Here is an 18,194-nt window from a genome sequence, read left to right on the forward strand (position 1 = left end):
GGGATGAACGCGATGACTGATCTTGGCCTCTATCGCCATCTCGACCAGATGGCGCCCTGGAACGACAGGCTGCAGGTGCTGGAAGTGATCGGCGTCAGCGACGAGGCGCCTGACGTCAAGACCTTCACCTTCCGCTCCGACAACCAGACCTGGTTCCGCTACAAGCCGGGCCAGTTCGTGACGCTGGAACTGCCGACGTCGGACGGGCCGCTGATGCGCACCTATACGCTGTCGTCCTCGCCGTCGCGACCATTCTCGATCGCCGTGACGGTGAAGGCGCAGGCCGGCAGCATCGGCACGCGCTGGATGTTCGATCATCTGAAGCCCGGCTCGCACGTCAAGGCCTATGGGCCGGCGGGCGACTTTTCGCTGCACAGCCACCCGGCGGCCAAATATCTGTTCATTTCGGCCGGTTCCGGCGTGACGCCGATGATGTCGATGCTGCGCTGGCTGAACGACTGCGCGCCATGGACCGATGTCGGCTTCGTCAACTGCGCACGGCGCGCCGAAGAGATCATCTTCCGCAAGGAACTTGAGCTGCTCGGCGGCCATATGCCGGGCCTGTCGCTCGGCTTCATGATCGAGGAGCGATCAAGCCGCGAGGGCTGGTACGGCCATATGGGTCGCATCGACGCCATCCGGTTGCCGCTGCTGGCGCCCGATTTCCGCGAACGCGAGATCTTCTGCTGCGGTCCGGATCCCTTCATGCGCGCCGTGCGCGGCATGCTGGACGCCGCCGGCTTCGATATGACGAAATACCACCAGGAGAGCTTTGCCGCGCCCGCGGTGGAGGAAATCCCGGCACCGTTCGCATTGCCGGCTGGAGACGGTGACGCCGTTCCGGTCGAAGCCAAAACACCGATCCGCTTCGCGCTTTCGAACGTCGACGCCGAGTGCGTTGCCGGCCAGACCGTGCTGCAGACCGCGCGCTCTTCGGGCGTGCGGATCCCGGCGGCCTGCGAGTTCGGCCTGTGCGGGACCTGCAAGGTGAAGAAAGTCTCCGGCGCGGTCGAGATGAGCCACAATGGCGGCATCCTCGATCACGAAATCGACGACGGCTTCATCCTCGCCTGTTGCTCGAAGCCGTTGTCGGCTCTCGAAATCGAAGCGTGAACGGTTCGCGATCCAGCTGATCCCCAAAAATGGCCGACGTCTTGCCGGCACCGCTTGCCTTGCCAACGAAGAACCGAGCGTTTACAGGCGTTGTCGGTGGAAGCGATCCTGCTGGAGGGACGGGATTTGCAAAGCGGGGCAATAATGATGCGTGATAGCAACGCCTATGCGGTTGCGAGCAGGGACATCGTCTTCGAATCCTTCGACGGCGAAGCCGTGGTGCTGAACCTCGCGAACGGCAAGTATTTCGGCTTCTCCGATTCCGGCAGCAGGGTCTGGCAGGCGCTCTCGTCGGGGGTCGATGCCCAGGCCCTGACCGGGCTCACCGCCGGCGGTTCGACACTGGGCGCCGCTGAACTCGCACACTTCATCTCGCAATTGCTCGAACTGGGGTTGCTGGTGCGCTCGGAAGCAGCGTCGCAACCGCTGCCGGGCGATTTGGCTGCCGAGCTTGCCGCCACGAACGAGCCGCTCAAGGTGAGTATTCACGACGACCTCGCCGACCTGATCATCGTGGATCCCATCCACGAGGTCGAGGAACCCCTCGGCTGGCCGGCGGTCAAGCAGGCATCCTGACGAGCCGGCTGCGTCAGAGATAGGGGCGCAGGATGCCGCGCGTCACGCTCGAAACCTTGCCGGATTATGCCCGGTATCTCATCACCGCTGCTGAAGCCACACATTATCCGGCCACGCGGACGGTCCGCCTGCCCCGGCTGGAGCTGACCGCGCATGTCGGTACCGGTGTGCTTGCGGAGGCGCTTGGCAACGCCTTCGTGGAGGCCGAGGATGACCAGGCGGAGCCATCGACATGCCGCATCTTCACCGTTCATCCCGGCATTGACGGCATCCCTGAGCCGGCACGGTGGGGCGACGCGCATTTCACCGAATACGGCTTTGCCGAACGGCTCGCCGAAGCGGAGCTGCGTGGCCACTATTTTCACGATCTGGACTTCTGGCAGGTCTACGATCCGCAACGCCGCGTCGGCGTCCAGCTGATGACCTCGCCCGATGCCTTTCCGCCCTGGGAGCCGACAGCCCCGCTGCGGGCCTTCCTGCACTGGGAGTATGCGGCGCGCGGCATGCGGCTGACCCATGCCGGCACGCTCGGGGCCAAAGGCAAGGGCGTGCTGCTGGCGGGTGCAGGCGGCGCCGGCAAATCCGGCACCGTCGCCGCCGGCCTGCTCAACGGGCTGGACAGCGTCGGCGATGACTATGTGCTGATCGATCTCGGCGCCGGCGTGACCGCGCGGCCTCTGTTTTCCACGCTGAAGCAGGACCCGCAAGGTTTCGCGCGGCTGGGCCTGAAGCAGCGGCTGAGGATCGACAGCCCCTTGAACTGGCAAGGCAAGCACACGTTTCACATTGCCGACATCGCGCCACGGCCGGTGCCAGCAGAGCTGGACATCGTTGCGCTGGTGGTGCCACATATCGGCGGTGGCGAGACGAGTACGGTCGTGCCGGTGTCGCGTCGAGACGCCATGATAGCACTGGCACCGTCGGGCATCATGCAGATGCCGGGGGAACGTGAAAGCGGCTTCCGTTTCTTCGGCGATCTCACCCGCCTGCTGCCAAGCTACCGCCTGTCCTTGGGAACACGTCCCGAGGAGATTGCCGGCACTGTTGCGGATTTTCTAACACGAGTTGTTTCGTGAAGCTGAGCGTGATCATGCCCGTCTACAACCGCGAACGCTATGTCGTTTCGGCTTTGCGCTCACTGCTGCGGCAGCGCGATGCCGCCGATCTCGACATCATCGTCGTCGACGACGGCTCGACCGACGGGTCGGCGGAGGCGGTGCGTTCGATGATGGCCGAGAACCCCTGCATCCGCCTGTTCCGGCAAGAGAATATGGGCGTGACCCGAACCCGCAATGCCGGTCTCAGGCTGCTCAAACCGGAAACGGAGCTCGTGTCGTTCCTCGATTCGGACGATGTCTCGCCTGCCGGACGATTCAAGGCCGATGTCGCCTGCTTTCAGGCCGACCCCGGTCTCGAGCTCACCTATTCCCTCATGATGCTGGTCGACGGCATCGACGACGACAGGCTGGAACCCGGGCCTGACAGCCATTTCATGACCGTGCGGGGAATTCATCTGTCGGCGGCGATTTTCTCGCGCAAGCTCGTCGACCGGATCGGTGGCTTCGACGAGGCCTTCAGCCAGGCCGAAGACACCGATTACCTGCTGCGCACCTTTGAAAGCGGCCCAAAATTCGTCATGCCGGATACCGTTGCGCTTTACTACAGACGTCACCCCGGCAACATGACGAAGCAGGCCGACACATCCCTTAGGGAGTTCATGCGGGCCATCCACAAATCGATGAAACGGCGCAAGGCCGACCCTTCACTGTGCGGGATCGAAGGCATCTTCGATGTCAAGGAACTCGCCAATTGGCGTTTCACGTAGCATGTGGAACTACGGCGTCGTCATCCCGGCCTTCAACGCCAGCGGCACCATCGCCGAGACGCTGCTATCGGTCGCCGCCCAGACGGTGCGGCCTGAGCTGGTGATCATCGTCGACGATGGTTCGACAGACGATCTGGCCTCAGCGATCGGCGGAACGGAACTGCCGGTGCGCTTGCTCAGCCAGGCAAATGCCGGGCCTGGCAGCGCCACGACCAGGGGCATTGCGGCGCTGTCGACACCGCTCATCGCGACGCTCGATGCGGACGACCTCTGGCTGCCGAGCAAGATCGAGAAACAGCTGGCGCATCTCGAGAGATGTCCCGCGACATCGGGGGTTTTCTGTCACTGGCGGAATTTCCGCAACGACCGGCCCGACATGCCCGAGGCCGCGGCCGTGCCCGGCTGGTCGCGGACCACGATGATGATCCGCCGCGAGGTCGCCGGGACGGTTGGACCCATCGTCGATCCGCCGGGCGGCCGTGGCGAAATGATCGACTGGATCGCCAGGGCGCGCGAGGCGGGCCTTGCTCTCGACATGCTGGACGAAGCGCTGGCGCTGCGCCGCATCCGGCCGGGCAGCCTGTCCTACGGGCGCGATGCGGCCCGCGACCGCGGCTATCTCGAGGTGGCACGGCTCGCAATGCTGCGGCGGGCGCAGAACAAGACCGGCTCGAGCTGATGGCTGATATTCGCCGTATCGAGCGTCGCTTCCCGGACTATGGCTGGTCATGGCCAACGGGCGGGCTCGACCAGTTGCTCAAGGCCGCACTTCTTCCCGACGAGGACGCTGCCGCCGCTTGCGCCGGGCGCTGGCTGGACGAGAACGATATCGATCACGTCTCGTTCCGCGAGCACCGGCTGCTGGCCGCGATCTCCGACAGGTTCGGCAGGAAGCTGGCCGGTCATTCCGCTTATCCGCGCCTCGTCGGCCTGCAGAAGATGCTGTGGACCAAATCGCGCATGGCGATGCGCGAAGCCGAACCGGCGCTGAAGGCGATGGCCGACGCCGGCTGCAGGGTGATGCTGATCAAGGGCGCCAGCCGCATCGCCTTGAACGCGTCCGCACAGCGCGGCCGAGTGGCACATGACATCGACATATTGGTGCGGCCGCAGGACATGCAAACGGCCTTCGACGTGCTGCGTGACGGCAACTGGCAGATCGCCACCGGCGTCAGCCCGCAATATCTGCGGACGAGACTGGCGTCGCTGCGCTCGATGAACTTCTTCAAGGGCAACCTTGGCGACATCGACCTGCACCAGCTCGCCTATGACGGTTCGCAGCGCAGCGAGGAAGACGACCTGGCCATCTGGCAACGGGCTGATAGCGCCGAATTCAGCGGCGTCGGCGTGCTGGTGCCGTCGCCCGCCGACCGCATCGCGCTCGCCATCGCGCATGGCGGGCTCGACGCCCACACCCACAGCGACTGGCTGGTCGATTGCGCTGTGGCTATTCGCGGCGGCGACGTCGACTGGGACGTGTTCCTCGATGTTGTCGCCAGGCGCGGCCTTGCCGTTGCCGCGGCGGTGGCGCTCTCCTATCTGGCGCTTGAAACAGGCGTGGCGGTGCCGGACAAGGTGCTGGGGCGCGTGCTTGACATGGCCGACCGCGGTGGTCTCTCGCGCTGGTCGGCGGTGCTGCAGGCCAAGCCGCGGACCGATTTCGGCAGGCTGGTCTGGCTGTCGCGCGGCCTTGCCAAGCAGTTGCGGCTGAGGCGCAAGAGCGGCCGGCTGCGGCAGGAGCCGCCAGCCAAGGCCTGGCGTGGCAAGCCAGCCCGCAACGAGCCATCGCAAACGCTGCCGCCACCGGTGTTCTCACAGGCCATACCTTGTCCGCGAACGGCGGGGGACGTGATGTTGGACATCACGGTCAGGATCAGTGTTCCACCGGTCCGCCGCCGCATCGAAATGGAGATCAATGCCGATGACGACCATATTGCGCGCCTGCGCGCCATGGCCATCAGCCGGTCCGGTGGCGAACGGGTGCTGCATTTTCGCGGCAAGGTGACGCTTGACGGGCAAAGGCACGCCGTGACGCTGGAGGCGCGACCTTCCCGGCAATTCCGCCAATGGGACGATGACGCGACAGTAGCGGCCTATGGCGCACTGCCCTTCCATCTAATCTCGGCGATTTTTTCGCCGCTGCGCTGAGAATCGCGCGGCTCTGAGGCTATGATGTCTGGCCGTCTATCGCCGTGGAAACAAGGGGGCCGCGTTCGCGGGCTCTTATGTCGGCAAGCATCCACGCCGACAGGGACAATGGCACCAAAATGCCGATGCCAAGCCCGACAAAGTTCACCAGATGAGCGATGGCAGGGTAGAGCCAGACCAGCGCCAGGAAAATCCGAGGTACGTTGGCACGCGTCGAAAACAGGTAGGCGACGGCGACGGCAAGACCGACTGTGTCGTAGCTATAGCCATAAGGCGTCGCAACAGTTGCCAGCACGGCGGTGAGAACCACTCTTTCGCCATGCTGGACCTGCCGCCAGGGCAGCCAGACCCAGATGGCGGCGGCGATGGCGGCGATCGTCGCAATGGCCTGCATTGCATAGGCGACCGTCAGCCCCGCGCCGCAGGCGCGCGCCAGGAAGAACATGGTCGCGGCATTGGCCTGGTAGGGTTGCGGATAGGGCGCTTCCAGTATCGCCGTCATCAAGGGGCGGGTTTGCGTCCAGAACAGGTGCCAGACGTCGAAGCCGAGCGAGGCGCCGGTCAAAAGGAACAGAGCTGCCGATGACAGGGCCGCGGCGACGATGGCGCGCCAGTTGCCGCTGGCCAGCAGGCAGAACGGCACCAGAATGCCGAGATGCGGCTTGACCGTCAGCAGCCCAAACAGCAGCCCGGCAAGGATCGGCCGCTTTGGCGCGACGGCCAATCCACCGATGAGGAAAGCCGTGGTCAAGGCGCCGTTCTGACCGAAGATGGCGTTGACGAATACGGCCGGACACACACAGATGGCCGCTTCGGCAAGCGTGCCCATTTTCAGCGGCCACACCGCCAGCCAGAGGCAGAAGACGGTGCCGAAGGTCCAGATCAAATAGGCCGAAAAGATCGGCAGCAGCGCCAGCGGCGCGCCGAAGATGAGGATGCTGGGCGGGTAGCTCCATTCCTGATTGGGAAGATCGGACGAGAACATCCGCCGCAAGGCCGCGCGATAGGTGTCGACGTCGAACAGCCAGGCGACATGGCCGTCGAGCGCCATGCGCCCGCCAGCCCACAGATTGGTGAAATCCCAGTAGGGCAGCCGGTCGCTGAGTTCGGAGAAGCCGTGCTCGTCGAAGGTCCACAAAGCAAGGTGGTAGCGCAGCCCGACCAAAATCCCGGTGCACAGCACAAGGGCCGCGAAACGGAGATCGGATCGATTGCGGGCAGTCTGATTGACCGGTGTCATTGTGCTGTTTTCCAAGACCCTGGCAGCATTGATAAGGGATGGGCGTTAAGATCGGCTATACGGGGCTCTCGTGCGGTTTCGTCACTCGCCGAAGCGTCAGATTGATCCTGCCGCCGTTCTTGAGCAGTGCCGATGTCGAGGGATAGATGCGGTCGACGCCATGGAAGGCAAGGCGGCCCTCGCCGCCGAGCACGACGACGTCTCCGCTCTTCAACCTGAACGACTTGGTGGCGCCCTCGCGCGTCGCCTGGCCGACCCTGAACAGGCAATCATCGCCCAGCGAGACGGAGACGACGGGTGCCGAGAAATCGGCCTCGTCGCGATCCTGGTGCAGGCCCATCTTGGCGTCGGCCGTGTAGAAATTAATCAGGCAGGCCTGCGGCGGATTCGGATAGCCCGACACCTGCCGCCACAAATCGAGCAGACCCTGCGGGATCGGTGGCCATGGTTCCCCGGTCAGCGGATGCGTCGGCTGGTAGCGATAGCCGCGCTCCTTGTCGGTGACCCAGCCGAGCGGGCCGCAATTTGTCATGCGCACGCTCATCTCCTTGCCGGTGCGCGGCATGGCCGGCACGAACAGCGGCGCCTGCTGGACGATGCCCCTCACCGCCTCGACCAGCGCCTCCTGAACAGTGCGGGAGAGGTAGGCCGGCATGTGGCGGACACCGTTGGGCAGAACGAGCATGGAATTGCGCACCTCGAGATGGTTCGGGCCCGCAAGATGCCACCATCGAAGGAAAACGGCGACCCGAAAGCCGTCGCCGATCTTATTGCGGTCGTCGATGTGGAGATGGGCGGTGAATTCATCCCCAGGCGCGGCGAAAGGCGGTTGACGGAGAAATATGAATTTTATAGTCAAGTTTTTAACTTGAGTATTTGACGCAACAATTTTGATGCCGGCGAGAGGGAGAGGTCGCCGGCAGCAAATGGCAACGAGCGAGGCATATCGACGTGACGTTTCATGAGGGGTTTGACATGCTCAGGGGTGGCGGGGTTTGGTGCCGGGGATTGCTCGCCACGACGTGCCTTGTGACGCTGCTCGGTGCTCATCAGGCGCACGCGCAGCAAGCCGCCATCCAGCCACAAGATGGCACGCTCGAACCGATCACGGTCAGCGGCAAGGGCGGCCGGGTCACGTCCGGGGACGACAAGACGGTGGCCGCCAAGCGCAGCTCCGGCGCGACCAAAACGGATACGCCGCTCATCGAAACGCCGCGCTCCGTCTCGGTGGTGACGCGCAAGGAAATCGACGAGCGCGGCGTGCAGGACATCATCGAGGCGGTGCGCTACGCGGCGGGCGTCAGCACCGGCGCCTACGGCTTCGATCCGCGTTTCGACCAGATCTATATCAGGGGCTACGACGCCACGACGCTCGGCGATTACAAGGATGGCCTGCGCCAGCCCTACATCAATTACGGCACCTTCCGCACCGACCCCTATTCGCTCGAACGGGTTGAGGTGATCAAGGGACCGGTGTCGGTGCTTTACGGCGCGGGAACGCCGGCCGGCATCGTCAACAAGGTGCCCAAGCTGCCGACCGAGGACAGGATACGCGAAGTCCAGTTGCTCTATGGCACGAAGGACAGGGCGCAGGCGGCCTTCGATTTCGGCGGCCCCGTCAAGGAAGGCAGCGACGAGTTCCTCTACCGGATCGTCGGCCTGGCGCGGAACGGCGACACCAATTTCGACATCGCCGACGACCGCTATTTCCTGCAGCCATCGCTGACCTGGAACCCCGATGCCGCGACCTCCTTCACCATCTACGGGCTGGTGCAGGCTGACGAGACGGATACCAGTGTCGCCGCGATCACCGATCCGTCGGGAAAGGTCCACGCTTTGCGCTCAAGCGATCCGGACTACGACTATCAGAAGATCCGGCAGCAGCAGATCGGCTACAAATTCGAGCACGATTTCGGCGACGGCATCACGTTCCGCCAGAACGTTCGGTATTCCCATCTCGACCTGAGGTCGCGCTACCTTGCGGTCGCGAGTTGGACGGGCACCGTCGCACATCGTTATGCGAATTCGATCCGCGACGAAATGAACGTATTCCAGGCCGACAACCAGATCGAAGCCAAGTTCGACACCGGCGCGCTCGCCCACACTGTGCTTCTCGGCCTCGACTACACCAACCTGACCTCGTCCTTCGGCTATGGGATAGGTCCCGTCAATCCTGCCTATGATTTCGACATCGCCAATCCGACCTATGGCGTTTCCGGCCCGACGCCGGACTACAATTTCACGACTTCCGACGCGGATCTGCGCCAGACCGGCATCTATGCGCTGGATCAGTTCGAACTCGACAGATGGCGCTTCACGCTCGGCGGCCGGCAGACCTGGGTCGAGCAGACGCGTGAATATGGTAACGGCAGTTCCGAAGGCTTGAACAAGAACGCCTTCAGCGTCCAGGCCGGCGCCCTCTATCTGTTCGACAATGGCATTGCGCCGTTCGCCAGCTATGCGACCTCGTTCGAGCCGGTCACGAACCAAACTGCGTCACACGAAATCCTTAAGCCGACGGAGGGGGAGCAGTTCGAGCTGGGCGTCAAATATCAACCGCCGGGGACCGATATCCTGCTGTCGGCAGTCGCCTATCATCTCATCGAGAAGAACAAGCCGGTCGTGGTCGATCCCAATGCGGGAACGTACCGAGCGTTGGGTGAAGTCACCAGCAATGGCCTTGAACTCGAGGCGCGCGCCAGCATTACGGATGGGCTCGATCTGATCGCTGCCTACAACTACAACGACGCCGAGATCACTGACGGCGCGGCTGCGGAGATCGGCAAGGTTCCGGCCGTCACGCCCGCGCATGTCACCAGCCTCTGGGCCAACTACAAGTTCGACGAAGGCAGTGCCGCCCCAGGCCTTTCGGTCGGTGCGGGTGCAAGGCTGCAGAGCGCGACCTACACCGACACCACCAACACCGCCAAGAATGATGCCGCGCTCTATCTCGACGCCTCGGCGTCCTATGATTTCGGCGCCATCGACAACAAATATGAAGGTGTTTCCGCTGCCTTCGCCATCCGCAACATCGCCGATGAACGTCCTGTCGTGTGCAACAGCGGCTATTGCTATTTGGGCCAAGGCCGCAACATCACGGCTTCGCTGAAGCGCAGGTGGTAAGCCCTGCTGTTTTTGCGCGTCTCCTGGACGGGCAAATGCTCTTGTCAGACATGGTCGAGCACGCGCTTGGTCTGGTGCTTAATCGTTATCCACCCGGCCGCGTAGCTTCTTGATGGTGCCGCGCCCCGCCTTGCTCTTCAGCCGCCGCTCCACCGAGCCTTTCGAGGGCCGTGTCTTCTTGCGTGGCGGTGGCGGCGGCTCGGCGGCCTTGGCGACCAATGCCGTGAGCCTTGCCCGGGCATCGGCCCGGTTCTGCTCCTGGGTGCGGAAGCGCCCGGCCTCGATGACGATGACGCCATCCTTGGTGGCGCGCTGGCCGGCAAGCTTGATCGTGCGCGCGCGCACGCGTTCCGACAGGCCGGCCGCGTTGGCCGCATCGAAGCGCAGTTGCACGGCGGTCGCCACCTTGTTGACGTTCTGGCCGCCGGGACCCGACGAGCGGATGAAATCCTCGTGCAGGTCGCCAGGGTGGATCACGGCTTCGTCCGCAATGATGATGTTGTCGTCGATCGGCATGCCGCAGTCATGGCGCGGCGGCGTGAAAAAGAAAAGGCCCGATCGAAACCGGGCCTTCACTGGTGCCGAGCGGCAACGATGCCAAGCAGTTTGGCTATTACTCCGCCGCTTCCTGCATACGGGGCGCCGCACCCATGACGGTTGCATCGACATGCGGCTCGAATTTCTCGAAGTTGACGGCGAACATACCGACCAGTCTTGCCGCCTGGCGGTCATAGGCAGGCTTGTCGGCCCAGGTCGAGCGCGGATCGAGAATGGCGCTGTCGACGCCAGGCACGGCCACCGGCACCTCGAAGCCGAAATTGGCATCGGTGCGGAATTCACCTGTCTTCAGCGAGCCGTCGAGTGCGGCGGCAAGCAAAGCGCGCGTCGCCTTGATCGGCATGCGCTTGCCGATGCCGTAGGCGCCGCCGGTCCAGCCGGTGTTGACCAGCCAGCAATCGGCGCCATGGCTGGCGATGAGCTCGCGCAGCAGATTGCCGTATTCCGACGGATGGCGCGGCATGAACGGGGCGCCGAAACAGGTCGAGAACGTCGCTTCGGGCTCGGTGACGCCCTTTTCGGTTCCAGCGACCTTGGCCGTGTAGCCGGAGAGGAAATGATACATCGCCTGCGCTGGGGTCAGCCGCGCTATCGGCGGCATCACGCCGAAGGCATCGGCGGTCAGCATGATGATGTTTCTGGGGTGACTGGCGCGTCCGGTCTTCGAGGCATTGGGGATGAAGTCGAGCGGGTAGGCGCAGCGGGTGTTTTCGGTGAGACGGCCGTCGTTGAAGTCCGGCACGCCATCGGCGTCGAGCACGACATTTTCCAGCACCGTGCCGAAGCGCTGCGTGGTGGCGAAGATCTCCGGCTCGGCTTCGGCCGAAAGCTTGATCGTCTTGGCGTAGCAGCCGCCTTCGAAGTTGAAGATGCCATGCGGGCCCCAGCCATGTTCGTCGTCGCCGATCAACGTGCGCGACGGATCGGCCGACAGCGTCGTCTTGCCAGTTCCGGAGAGCCCGAAGAAGATGGCGGCGTCGCCGGCCGCCCCCTCATTGGCCGAGCAGTGCATCGGCATCACGCCCTTCTGCGGCAGGAGGTAGTTGAGCATGGTGAACACCGACTTCTTCATCTCGCCGGCATAGGAAGTGCCGCCGATCAGCACGATCTTGCGGGTGAGATCGACGGCGATCACCGTCTCGGTGCGGCTGCCGTGGCGGGCAGGATCGGCGCGGAAGGACGGCAGGTCGATGATCGTCATCTCAGGCACGAACTGTTCGAGTTCGCCCTTGTCGGGGCGGATCAGCAGATTGCGGATGAACAGAGAGTGCCAGGCAAACTCGGTGATGACGCGCGTCGGCAGTTTCAGCTTGGCATCGGCGCCGCCGACCAGATCCTGAACATAGAGATCCTTGTTCGCAGCGTGGGCAAGGAAATCGGCGAACAGCGTTTCGAACTGGGCCGGCGAAATCGCCTTGTTGTTGTCCCACCAGACTTCAGACTCGGTGGCGGTGTCGCGGATAACGAATTTGTCCTTGGGTGAACGGCCCGTGTGCTGGCCGGTCTCGGCGACCAGCGCGCCATGCGCGGTCAGCCGGGCCTCACCGCGCCGGATCGAGTCCTCGTAGAGGGCGGCCGCACCGAAATTGTAGCGCACCATGCCGGTGGTTTTCAGGCCGATACGATCGATCGGGCAAGCAGGATTGCGTTTGCCGACTTCCGACATTGGTGTCCCTTCTTCGATTTTCCGCATCTTTGCCGGCGTCTTTCCGGCACGCCCACTGCGCAGGCTCAGATGGTCAAAACCAGAAAAGCCAAATGATATCAAATCATTAATCGATTTAAATATTTTGAAAGTTGTTTAAATCGTTTATATATGCGAAAAGTTTCACGGTTGCCCAAAGGATTGGCGATGTTCGTTCGTCCAATCCATGCCGAGGTTGAATTGTGGCCGGCGGCACCCCGCGCGTGACAGCGGACACGGCCTATGCCACATTTTGTACCTAATTTGTCCTGCAAAAGCCCCTTCTCTACGAAAGAAGGGACAGCTCATGAGGGAGCCGCTTGAAATGGCAACAATCGCGCTTGTCGATGACGACCGCAACATTCTGACGTCGGTGTCGATCGCCCTCGAATCCGAGGGATATCGCGTCGAGACCTACACGGATGGTGCGTCCGCGCTGGAAGGCCTGGCGGCACGTCCGCCGAATCTTGCCATTCTCGACATCAAGATGCCGCGCATGGACGGCATGGAGCTTCTGCGCCGGATGCGCCAGAAGTCCGACCTGCCGGTGATCTTCCTGACGTCCAAGGACGACGAGATCGATGAATTGTTCGGCCTCAAGATGGGCGCCGACGATTTCATCCGCAAACCGTTCTCGCAGCGCCTGCTGGTCGAACGGGTGCGCGCCGTGCTGCGCCGCGCCAGTGCCCGCGAGGCTGCGGCAAAGGCGCCCAGCCAGCAGGCCCGATCGCTCGAGCGAGGCCAGCTCGTCATGGACCAGGAACGCCATACCTGCACCTGGAAAGGCGAACCGGTGACGCTCACCGTCACCGAATTCCTGATCCTGCATTCGCTGGCGCAGCGTCCCGGTGTCGTAAAAAGCCGTGATGCTCTGATGGATTCGGCTTATGATGAGCAGGTCTATGTCGATGACCGCACGATCGACAGCCACATCAAGCGACTGCGCAAGAAGTTCAAGGCTGTCGACGACGACTTCGAGATGATCGAAACCCTTTACGGAGTCGGATACCGGTTCCGCGAAGCGCAATTTGATGTATGTCGAGCAAACGCGGTCCCGGGCTAGGGGCTGCGACATGCGTCAAACCGAAGACTGAGCAGGGACTGCTATTCGATGGCAGTGGAAGCACAACGAAGCAGGCCGACGGGCGCCGCCAGGCGGCCGTCGCGTATCATGCCGTCCTTCGTGTCGAAAATCACGGTGCCGATGCGCCGCTTCCTTGGCCATCACATCTTTTCCAGCCTGACGCGGCGCATCCTGTTCCTCAACCTTGCCGGCCTGGCTGTCCTGGTCACCGGCATCCTCTACCTCAACACCTTCCGCGACGGGCTGATCGATGCCCGCGTCGAAAGCCTGATGACGCAGGGCGAGATCATCGCCGGCGCAATCGCGGCATCGGCGACGGTCGAGACCGATTCGATCAGCATCGATCCGGAAAAGCTGCTTGAGCTGCAGGCCGGCGAAAGCCTTGGACCTGGCTCGGACCAGCTCGACAATCTGGATTTTCCGATCAATCCCGAGCGTGTCGCGCCGGTGCTGCGGCGGCTGATCTCGCCGACCCGGACGCGGGCCCGCATCTATGACCGCGACGCCAATCTGCTGCTCGATTCGCGCCATCTCTATTCGCGCGGCCAGATCCTGCGCTACGACCTGCCGCCGGTCGACGAGGAAGAGCCCGATCTCGTGGAGCGCGTCCAGAAATTCATCTTCGACTTCTTCCGCAACACCGACCTGCCGGTCTACCACGAGCAGCCGGGCGGCAATGGCGCGGCTTTTCCGGAAGTGGTCAAGGCGCTGACCGGCAGCCCGTCGACCATCGTGCGCGTCTCGGAACAGGGCGAGCAGATCGTTTCGGTGGCGGTGCCGATCCAGCGCTTCCGCGCCGTTCTGGGGGTGCTGATGCTGTCGACCGAAGGCGGCGACATCGACAAGATCGTCGCCGCCGAGCGCAAGGCGATCCTGCGCGTGTTCGGCATCGCGGCACTCGTCACCGCCATCCTGTCGATGCTTTTGGCCTCGACCATCGCCAATCCGCTGCGCCGGCTGTCGGCGGCGGCGGTGCGTGTGCGGCGCGGCGTCAAGAATCGCGAGGAAATACCTGATTTCTCCGACCGCCAGGACGAGATCGGCAACCTGTCGGTCGCCGTGCGCGACATGACCAACGCGCTCTATGCGCGCATCGAGGCAATCGAAAGTTTTGCCGCCGATGTGTCGCATGAGTTGAAGAACCCGCTGACGTCGCTGCGCAGCGCGGTGGAAACCTTGCCGCTGGCCAAGAACGACAATTCACGCAGCCGGCTGATGGACATCATCCAGCATGACGTCCGGCGGCTGGACCGGCTGATCACCGATATCTCCGACGCCTCCCGTCTCGACGCTGAACTTGCGCGCGAAGACGCTGGAACCGTGGACCTGAAGAAATTTATCACCGATCTGGTCGCGGTGTCGCGTGAAGCCACGCGCAACAAGAAGGCGGTCGAGATCGAGCTCAAGGTCGCCAAGCTGCCGCAGGGCGTCAAAGGCTATATCGTCGTCGGCCATGATCTGCGCATCGGCCAGGTCGTCACCAATTTGATCGAGAATGCGCGCTCCTTCGTTCCCGAGGACCATGGCCACATCAGCCTGTCGCTGGCGCGCGCCGGCAAGTTCAACATCCTCACCGTCGATGACAATGGTCCCGGCATCCGTGCCGACAACATCGACCGCATCTTCGAGCGCTTCTACACCGACCGGCCGGCCGGCGAGGCGTTCGGCCAGAATTCGGGCCTTGGCCTGTCGATCTCCAGGCAGATCGTCGAGGCCCATGGCGGCACGCTGACCGCCGAAAACATCCCCGGCACCAAGCCCGGCGAGATCAAGGGCGCGCGCTTCGTCGTGACGCTGCCGGCCGAAGCATGATTGCCGGCCGTGAAGCCTGAAAACATTCACGCAACGGCGATCCTCATTGGCGAGCGCGGCCTTCTGGTCAGCGGGGCATCCGGTTCGGGCAAGACGACGCTGGCGCTGACGCTCATCGACCATTGCCGCCAGCGCGGATCGTTTGCGCGGCTGGTCGGCGACGATCAGCTCTTCGTCGAGGCGCATGCGGGGCGGCTGGTGTGCCGCGCGCCGGCCACCATACAAGGTCTCGCCGAGGTGCCGGGGCTCGGGCCACGGAAGCTGCCGTTCGAACCGGCCTGCGTCGTCGACCTGCATCTACGCCTGTTGCCGGCCGGCGAAATCGCACGCTTCCAGCAGGACGCCAGCGACGAGATCGCCGGGTGCGCGGTGCCGCGGATCGATCTGGCCGAGCGCAATGTCCAGGCGGCCCTGCCCGCCGTGATGGCGCGGCTGTCCATCATGCCTTTTCTATGATCCGCCCGGGGTTTTTTGCTGCAATGCGTCAAAATGGCATGGGCCGGCGCAATTTTGGGCTTGTCAACGGGCCGCGCGTCGACAAGATAGCGCTCCCGCCGCCTGGAATGGCTGGCGAGCATAAAATGCGCCTGTGAAGCGGCGATGACGGGAGCCACCAAAGAATGATCGGACTCGTGCTTGTAACGCACGGTCAACTGGCCACCGAGTTCAGACATGCCGTCGAACATGTCGTCGGGCCACAAGACAATTTCGAAACCGTGGCGATCGGTGCCGACGACGATATGGAACAGCGTCGCCGCGACATCGTCGACGCTGTCGCCCGTGTGGATACCGGAGCGGGCGTCATCGTGCTGACCGACATGTTCGGCGGCACGCCGTCGAACCTCGCCATCTCGGTGATGGAGTCCGGCCGCACCGAGGTGATCGCCGGCATGAACCTGCCGATGCTGATCAAGCTGTCCTCGATCCGCAAGGGCGACAACATGGCCGCCGCGCTCGACGAGGCGCAGGCCGCCGGCCGCAAATACATCAATGTCGCCAGCCAGCTCCTGAGCACCAAATGAACGCGCTATCCCCGGAAAAGGAACAGATCGCCAAAGATCAGATCACCCGGGAGTTTCCGATCGTCAACCAGCGCGGCCTGCATGCACGCGCCTCGGCCAAATTCGTCCAGCTCGCCAGTGGCTTCGACGCCGCGGTCCATGTCGAGAAGGACGGCGTCAAGGTCGGCGGCACATCGATCATGGGCCTGATGATGCTTGCCGCCAGCCCGGGTTACTCGATCCGCGTTACCGCCAGCGGCCCCGAGGCGCTCGAGGTCATGGACGCGCTGGAGCAGCTTGTCGCCTCCCGGTTCGGCGAGGAATGCTGATCTCGCATACCGCCCAAGCATGCCCGAGAGACATGCAGGGATAAAGATTTCTTTATATCCCATTGTCGTCTCGATGCCGATCTGCTAGTCAGGCCGGCAATTCGCGCCCTTCGACGCGCCGACCGGCGCGGGCGCGTCCGCAACCAATTCGCAGCATAACAATTCGCATCGGAGCACTGCCATGACGGGTAGCAAGGATTATGTGGTCGCCGACATCTCGCTTGCCGGCTGGGGCCGCAAGGAACTCGATATCGCCGAAACTGAAATGCCGGGCCTGATGGCCTGCCGCGAGGAATTCGGCACCAAGAAGCCGCTGAAGGGCGCGCGCATCACCGGCTCGCTGCACATGACCATCCAGACCGCGGTGCTGATCGAGACGCTGAAGGCGCTCGGCGCCGATATCCGCTGGGCCTCCTGCAACATTTTCTCGACCCAGGACCACGCCGCCGCGGCGATCGCCGAGGCCGGCATTCCGGTCTTCGCCGTCAAGGGTGAGAGCCTCGAACAGTATTGGGACTACACCGACCGGATCTTCCAGTGGACCGACGGCGGCCTGTCCAACATGATCCTCGACGATGGCGGCGACGCCACCATGTACATCCTGATCGGCGCCCGCGCCGAGGCCGGCGAGGACGTGCTGTCCAACCCGCAGAGCGAGGAAGAGGAATATTTTTATGCCCAGGTCAAGAAGCGCCTGAAGGCTTCGCCCGGCTTCTTCACCAAGCAGAAGGCGGCGATCCGCGGCGTCACCGAAGAGACGACCACGGGCGTCAACCGGCTCTACCAGTTGCAGAAGAAGGGCCTGCTGCCCTTTCCGGCGATCAACGTCAACGACTCGGTCACCAAGTCGAAGTTCGACAACAAGTATGGCTGCAAGGAATCGCTGGTCGACGGCATCCGTCGCGGCACCGACACGATGATGGCCGGCAAGGTCGCGGTCGTCTGCGGTTATGGCGACGTCGGCAAGGGCTCGTCGGCCTCGCTCAAGGGCGCCGGCGCCCGCGTCAAGGTCACCGAGGTCGACCCGATCTGCGCCCTGCAGGCGGCGATGGACGGCTTTGAAGTCGTCACGCTGGAAGACGCGGCTCCGACCGCCGACATCGTCATCACCACCACCGGCAACAAGGACGTCGTCACCCTCGACCATATGCGGTCGATGAAGGACATGGTGATCGTCGGCAACATCGGCCACTTCGACAACGAGATCCAGGTGGCGTCGCTGCGCAATCTGAAATGGACCAACGTCAAGCCGCAGGTCGACATGATCACCTTCCCGGACGGCAAGCGGATGATCCTCTTGTCGGAAGGCCGCCTGCTCAATCTCGGCAACGCCACCGGCCATCCGAGCTTCGTCATGTCGGCATCCTTCACCAATCAGGTGCTGGCCCAGATCGAGCTGTTCAGCAAGGGTGAGCAGTACCAGAACCAGGTCTATGTCCTGCCCAAGCATCTCGACGAGAAGGTCGCGCGCCTGCACCTCGACAAGCTCGGTGCCCGTCTGACCGAATTGTCGGGTGAGCAGGCCGCCTATATCGGCGTCACGCCGCAGGGTCCGTTCAAGCCGGAACACTACCGCTATTAACCAAAGCTAAATTTACTACCAGATATTGACGCCGGGCGATTGACTTTTCGCCCGGCTTTATTTTTGCGCGCAATCGCCTTCACGGCGATTCGGCGAGGGTTTATTGTCAGGTGATTCGC

Annotated in this window: 18 protein-coding genes; 14 read left to right on the top strand and 4 right to left on the bottom strand. The window is 63.3% G+C overall.

All coding sequences use genetic code 11. From position 1 onward, the window contains the following. The first annotated feature begins 12 nt into the window (after positions 1-12). The 6 genes from AC56QX_RS03535 (at position 13) to AC56QX_RS03560 (ending at position 5,662) form a co-directional block, all read left to right on the top strand. Positions 13-1,113 (top strand): FAD-binding oxidoreductase, encoded by a 1,101-nt coding sequence (locus tag AC56QX_RS03535; protein ID WP_497113737.1) that lies wholly within the window; start codon positions 13-15, stop codon positions 1,111-1,113. Between the two features lie 96 nt (positions 1,114-1,209). Then, the gene (locus tag AC56QX_RS03540; protein ID WP_497113738.1) at positions 1,210-1,689 is read left to right on the top strand and encodes a PqqD family protein; all 480 of its coding nucleotides are present in this window, start codon (positions 1,210-1,212) and stop codon (positions 1,687-1,689) included. 32 nt (positions 1,690-1,721) lie between these two features. Beyond that, positions 1,722-2,765 (top strand): serine kinase, encoded by a 1,044-nt coding sequence (locus AC56QX_RS03545; RefSeq protein ID WP_497113739.1) that lies wholly within the window; start codon positions 1,722-1,724, stop codon positions 2,763-2,765. Continuing rightward, on the top strand, positions 2,762-3,514 hold the full coding sequence (locus tag AC56QX_RS03550) for a glycosyltransferase family 2 protein (protein WP_497113740.1): 753 nt from the start codon (positions 2,762-2,764) through the stop codon (positions 3,512-3,514). Before AC56QX_RS03545 ends, AC56QX_RS03550 begins: the two co-directional genes overlap by 4 nt. A 1-nt stretch (position 3,515) precedes the next feature. Next, entirely contained in the window at positions 3,516-4,193 is a 678-nt protein-coding gene (locus tag AC56QX_RS03555; RefSeq protein ID WP_497113741.1) for a glycosyltransferase family 2 protein, read from the top strand. After that, positions 4,193-5,662 carry a nucleotidyltransferase family protein gene (locus tag AC56QX_RS03560; RefSeq protein WP_497113742.1) on the top strand — a complete coding sequence of 490 codons (1,470 nt, stop codon included), beginning with the start codon at positions 4,193-4,195 and terminating at the stop codon, positions 5,660-5,662. The genes AC56QX_RS03555 and AC56QX_RS03560 overlap by 1 nt, the downstream gene beginning before the upstream one ends. Positions 5,663-5,681: 19 nt before the next feature. Here the strand turns inward: AC56QX_RS03560 and AC56QX_RS03565 are convergent, their stop codons facing one another. Together AC56QX_RS03565 and AC56QX_RS03570 are read right to left on the bottom strand one after the other, a co-directional pair. After that, positions 5,682-6,902: a glycosyltransferase family 87 protein gene (locus tag AC56QX_RS03565; RefSeq protein ID WP_497113743.1), complete on the bottom strand. Its 1,221-nt coding sequence runs from the start codon at positions 6,900-6,902 to the stop codon at positions 5,682-5,684. Positions 6,903-6,957: 55 nt separating this feature from the next. Further along, positions 6,958-7,587 (bottom strand): alpha-ketoglutarate-dependent dioxygenase AlkB family protein, encoded by a 630-nt coding sequence (locus AC56QX_RS03570; protein ID WP_497113744.1) that lies wholly within the window; start codon positions 7,585-7,587, stop codon positions 6,958-6,960. On the opposite strand from AC56QX_RS03570, the gene AC56QX_RS03575 reads away from it, so the two are divergent. Continuing rightward, on the top strand, positions 7,558-7,782 hold the full coding sequence (locus tag AC56QX_RS03575; RefSeq protein WP_497113745.1) for a hypothetical protein: 225 nt from the start codon (positions 7,558-7,560) through the stop codon (positions 7,780-7,782). The two genes, AC56QX_RS03570 and AC56QX_RS03575, sit on opposite strands and share 30 nt — an antisense overlap. 95 nt (positions 7,783-7,877) lie before the next feature. Further along, positions 7,878-10,025 (top strand): TonB-dependent siderophore receptor, encoded by a 2,148-nt coding sequence (locus AC56QX_RS03580; protein ID WP_497113746.1) that lies wholly within the window; start codon positions 7,878-7,880, stop codon positions 10,023-10,025. Between the two features lie 78 nt (positions 10,026-10,103). On the opposite strand, the gene arfB is transcribed toward AC56QX_RS03580, so the two are convergent. Both arfB and AC56QX_RS03590 read right to left on the bottom strand, forming a co-directional pair. Continuing rightward, positions 10,104-10,541 carry an alternative ribosome rescue aminoacyl-tRNA hydrolase ArfB gene (gene arfB, locus AC56QX_RS03585; protein WP_497113747.1) on the bottom strand — a complete coding sequence of 146 codons (438 nt, stop codon included), beginning with the start codon at positions 10,539-10,541 and terminating at the stop codon, positions 10,104-10,106. A 97-nt stretch (positions 10,542-10,638) separates the two neighbouring features. Then, positions 10,639-12,249, bottom strand: coding sequence for a phosphoenolpyruvate carboxykinase (locus AC56QX_RS03590; RefSeq protein WP_497113748.1), 1,611 nt, complete (start codon positions 12,247-12,249; stop codon positions 10,639-10,641). Between the two features lie 343 nt (positions 12,250-12,592). On the opposite strand from AC56QX_RS03590, the gene AC56QX_RS03595 reads away from it, so the two are divergent. The 6 genes from AC56QX_RS03595 (at position 12,593) to ahcY (ending at position 18,075) form a co-directional block, all read left to right on the top strand. Beyond that, entirely contained in the window at positions 12,593-13,330 is a 738-nt protein-coding gene (locus AC56QX_RS03595) for a response regulator transcription factor (RefSeq protein WP_497113749.1), read from the top strand. 48 nt (positions 13,331-13,378) lie between these two features. Then, on the top strand, positions 13,379-15,163 hold the full coding sequence (locus AC56QX_RS03600; protein ID WP_497113750.1) for a sensor histidine kinase: 1,785 nt from the start codon (positions 13,379-13,381) through the stop codon (positions 15,161-15,163). Between the two features lie 9 nt (positions 15,164-15,172). Further along, on the top strand, positions 15,173-15,619 hold the full coding sequence (locus tag AC56QX_RS03605) for an HPr kinase/phosphorylase (protein ID WP_497113751.1): 447 nt from the start codon (positions 15,173-15,175) through the stop codon (positions 15,617-15,619). A gap of 164 nt (positions 15,620-15,783) precedes the next feature. Further along, on the top strand, positions 15,784-16,185 hold the full coding sequence (locus AC56QX_RS03610) for a PTS sugar transporter subunit IIA (protein ID WP_497113752.1): 402 nt from the start codon (positions 15,784-15,786) through the stop codon (positions 16,183-16,185). Beyond that, a complete protein-coding gene (locus AC56QX_RS03615) occupies positions 16,182-16,493 on the top strand; it encodes an HPr family phosphocarrier protein (RefSeq protein WP_497113753.1) in 312 nt (103 codons plus the stop codon). The genes AC56QX_RS03610 and AC56QX_RS03615 overlap by 4 nt, the downstream gene beginning before the upstream one ends. A 181-nt stretch (positions 16,494-16,674) precedes the next feature. Further along, positions 16,675-18,075 (top strand): adenosylhomocysteinase, encoded by a 1,401-nt coding sequence (gene ahcY / locus AC56QX_RS03620; RefSeq protein WP_497113754.1) that lies wholly within the window; start codon positions 16,675-16,677, stop codon positions 18,073-18,075. Positions 18,076-18,194: the final 119 nt, after the last annotated feature.

It is taken from the genome of Mesorhizobium sp. RCAM 06353 (genome assembly GCF_059683585.1).